The organism is Oleiphilus sp. HI0080 (assembly GCF_001635135.1).
In genome coordinates, this window is the sequence record NZ_LWFU01000482.1 from 1 (window position 1) to 4,156 (window position 4,156).

General features: G+C 51.3%; 3 protein-coding genes. All 3 read left to right on the forward strand.

Annotated features, from left to right (window positions below):
- The first annotated feature begins 209 nt into the window (after positions 1-209).
- A complete protein-coding gene (locus A3751_RS10030; RefSeq protein WP_068464296.1) occupies positions 210-1,145 on the forward strand; it encodes an OmpA family protein in 936 nt (311 codons plus the stop codon).
- 292 nt (positions 1,146-1,437) lie between these two features.
- On the forward strand, positions 1,438-3,582 hold the full coding sequence (locus tag A3751_RS10035; protein ID WP_068455217.1) for a marine proteobacterial sortase target protein: 2,145 nt from the start codon (positions 1,438-1,440) through the stop codon (positions 3,580-3,582).
- A 26-nt stretch (positions 3,583-3,608) separates the two neighbouring features.
- On the forward strand, positions 3,609-4,156 hold a 548-nt coding region (locus tag A3751_RS10040), incomplete at its 3' end, for a sortase domain-bontaining protein (protein ID WP_156492366.1).

Sequence of the window (4,156 nt, forward strand, 5' to 3'; positions counted from 1 at the left end):
CGCGTAATGGAGCACTTGTCCAGAAAGCCAGAACATCTCACTAATCCTTCCAGAGAGTCTCCATTACTGGAGTGCAAGAAAATCATTCAATAGCGCCAACGCCTAGCAATGAACGGAATGAATGGAATAAGCGATTCGGGTTCCACCGAATCAATACATGCGAGGGAACGCATGCTAGGCGACCAACGAAACCAATGGAGACAAAACATATGACAAATCATGACCAAACAACAGCGACATCGGTGAGCACGCTTAGTACGATCCAATCGTCCTCAAGTAGCCGCTCGTTTAGAGCTAAGAAAACGGCCTTTGCGGCGGCGCTTATCTGCTCGCAGGCATTGGTTGTAAGTACACCAGCGTTTGCGGATGAAAGCCTCGGAAACGACGAGCATTCAAGCACCTACTGGGGGATTGGTATCGGTACCACTCTTGGCGCAATACTTGGCGGGCCAGTTGGTGCTGCTGCGGGCGCGGCTCTAGGTGGCAGTGTCGGTTATGGCCAAGACAAGGATTCTGCGCTTGAGCAAACCGAGCAGCAATTAGATTCGCAAGTGATGTCGCTAACAAGCCTGGAAGGCGAGCTTAAGAAATCAAATATACAGTTAGAAGCGCTGCGCGCTCAGACGCGTAAGTTGCAGCGCTCAAACGCAATTAAGTCTGCTGAGCTCGCAGATTTAAAAGCGCAAGAGGTCACCGAGCGTGAGCAAGCGGAGATTCTTGCGGATATTGCCAAGCATTATTCGCAAGAAGTGTATTACCGCCACAACGAGTCTTCGATACCAGACTATGCAAAAGCCCGAATAGACGAGCTTGCAGAGTTCATGCTTGAGCACCCAAACATGCATATCTCATTACAAGGACATAGTGACCTGATTGGTCCAGAGAATGCCAATCTAGCCTTAACTCAAGCGCGCGTAGATGCCATTCGAGATTATCTTGTGGACAAGGGCGTTCATACTGGCCGAATCGACGGGCGCGCGCATGGCGAAGCCTTCGCGACCGTCTCCACAGGGGATGCTGCAAACTATATCCTAGACCGACGTGTGGCGATTGAGCTAAGCATGCCTGCCCAAGAGCAACCTGCGGCTCTTGCCCAAGATTCAGGCGAGTCTTTACCTATTGCGATTAACGTAGGGGGTCGCTAATGAAGTGTTTTGTAGCGCTCGATGAGGCCACCTTATTGCGTCTATGGATGAGAAGTCCGGAGTTAGTGCAGCCATTCTCGCGGCCATTTTATCCGGTGCGAAGAAGGCTGCCTGCAGCAAACGATGCAGACAAACACCATGCGCCGCGTTCCTCTCGTTAGCGCGGCCTACTTCGCACGAAACCTATGGGGTTGGATTAGAGGCTCTGCTCGTCTTCCTTTCTCTATCGACTCCTCGTGCGGAGCCCACCTTTAGGCCACGCATCGTGGCCTCTTTTTTAAGGAGAGTAATCATGAACAGTTTCGCGCAAATCGCGTTAAAACGCCGCGTTCTCCCACAAGCGGCTATGGCTCCGACGTACGCCAAAGACCAGACAACACCTTGTTCGCACAACAGGCGAGGCTCAGAGTATCAATCAGCCATGGCGCTATTTGTGTGCTTGTTGGTGTTCTGGGTGCTTTGCGAAAGTGCGCTGGCGGACGCGGCGTCAGATATGCCGATTAACTTTCAGCTAAAACACAGTGAAGGTGAGGATAGTCAGGAGCTCGCGCGTCCGCTTGCTCTTCAAACTGACATCGATTTAGACATTAATGGGCCGGTTGTCCGGGCTACCGTAAAACAGCGATTTGAAAATCCATCACAGCATTGGGTTGAGGGTATCTATACTTTTCCGCTTCCGGAGGGCGCAGCGGTTGACCAACTCAGGATGATGGTCGGAGAACGCGTCATCGAAGGTCAAATTAGGGAGAAACGCGAAGCAAGAAAAATCTATTCAAGCGCCAAGCAGCAAGGGAAGCGTGCGGTGTTGCTTGAGCAACCAAAGGGTAACTTCTTTACAACGCGCGTCGCTAACATTGCACCGCAAGCAAGTGTGCAGATCGTGTTTAGCTACCAAACCATGCTCGACTTTAAGGATCATGGCTACAGTTTGAGAGTGCCCTTAGTGGCAACGCCGCAGTATGACCCAAATGCCCGACGAGGCTTACCAGCCTTTCTCTCTAAAGAGCACCAAATTGCATATCGAGATATCGGCGAGCCGGACTCAAACCCAGTCCGCTTGCATATGGATCTTGGCGCGGGCATGCCCGTTGAACGTATATGGAGCGATAGTCATACACTTCATGTGGACAAACAGAGTGACTCCCATTTTCAGGTAACTGCAGGAGACTCGGAAAATCGCTCGAACCGCGACTTTGTCGTGAACTGGCGTTATGCCGAAAAGGCGTATTCGCAAGTTTCTTTGTTTTCGGAGCCGGTCAACGGTGAGTACTACAATATGCTGATGTTGATGCCCCCAGCGCCAAGTTCCTCTATCGAGCATGGCGCGCGTGAGTTAATTTTTGTTCTTGATGTTTCTGGCAGTATGCAGGGGGCATCAATACGGCAGGCTAAGCAAGCGATTCGCTCCGCGTTGGCAAATCTAGATAGCGAGGACCGTTTCAATATCCTGTTTTTCAATGATACGGCGTGGTCCGTATTTGCAAGCTCCAGAAAAGCAACAAGTCGAAACATACTTGAGGCTCGGAGCGCCCTCGATCGTCAACAGGCAGACAAAGGGACAGAGATGACAGCGGCCTTAACGCTTGCTTTGACCAGAGAAGATGACGCGCTCTTCCGGCAAGTTGTTTTTATCACGGATGGTGCTGTCAGTAATGAAGATGCGCTTTTGGGCCTGATAGAAAAAATGCTCTCTACGACGCGTCTGTTTACTGTGGGAATAGGCTCAGCCCCTAATAGCTATTTTATGCGACGCGCCGCCGAGGCAGGTAGAGGCACCTTTACCTACATTAGTGATCTTTCACAGGTGAAGCAGAACATACAGCGGCTGTTTGAAAAGATAAATCATCCCGCGTTAACGGACATCGATATCGCCCTAGATATCCCTTTTAGCGACTTGATGCCAAATCCAACCCCCGACTTGTACATGAATGAAGCGGGCTACCTTCTATTTAAAACACCGACGCGGCCTTCAGAAATGCAAATCGAAGCGCAACATGATGATAGCCCCGCTTATCTGCAACAGCGCGTAGGGCAAACGAATAGCGTGAAGGGCATTGCAGTAGAGTGGGCGAGGCAAAAAATTCAACATTTCACTGAGCGTGCGCTGAATACTCGGTTGGACGATCGAGACCGGTTTAAGTCTCAGGCGACAGAGCTTGCTCTGAAGCATCATCAGGTAAGCAAATATACCAGCTTGGTCGCTGTTGATGTCACGCCAGTCCGAGCAGGTGCGGATCTGTTCTCGCAGAAGCTGCGATCAAACCTGCCTCAGGGATGGCAGTCGGGCCGATCTGACTCAAGAGTGTACCATCTAGCGCAAACGGCGACGTCTGCTCCTTGGATGACGCAGGCCGGTTTGGTTTGGCTTGGCATTGCGATGGCTTTATTGCTGATCACTCGTCTGCGTGTAGTGCAAGGAGCGATATCACGTGGCTAAATGGATGTGTCGGCGGAGGCGGTGTGATGAGCACTAAAATGAAGCCCTGCATTGGGCGTCAATCGCGGGGAAATAAGGCCGCGAGTGCACGGATCATGACGCTGATCGTAACCATTTGCCTCGTTATCGGATCGGTTTATTTGATGCAGGCGAGTCTCATAAACGCAAAGGCGATCGTTGGGCAGTGGTTGATAGCGAATGCTTGGGAGAAAACGCTCCGCACCGGCGAGCGGCATCTTCCTTGGCCATGGGCCGATACCTATCCGGTCGCTAAGTTGAATGTTCCGAGATTTGGAAGGACATACTATGTGCTGCAAGGGGCCTCAGGAGAGGCGCTTTCTTTTGGGCCAGGGCTGAATGTTTATTCCAGTGAAGACGGAGCGATCGCGCTATTTTTGATTCAGGCGCATATGGATACGCATTTTGATTTCCTGAGCCAACTAGAAATTGGGGACATCGTTGAGCTTTTTTTCGAAGGGAGGCTAGTGCGCTTTAAGATTGCTCAGCATCAACACCTGAGTGCGCCTCGCTTTCAACTTACTGAGCAGCCCGAAACGCCCTTGTTGGTGTTATC

What these genes read in the sequence shown, in the direction of transcription:
- A3751_RS10035 (WP_068455217.1), top strand. Translation starts at nt 1,438, where the DNA reads ATGAACAGTTTCGCGCAAATCGCGTTAAAACGCCGCGTTCTCCCACAA.
- A3751_RS10030 (WP_068464296.1), top strand. Translation starts at nt 210, where the DNA reads ATGACAAATCATGACCAAACAACAGCGACATCGGTGAGCACGCTTAGT.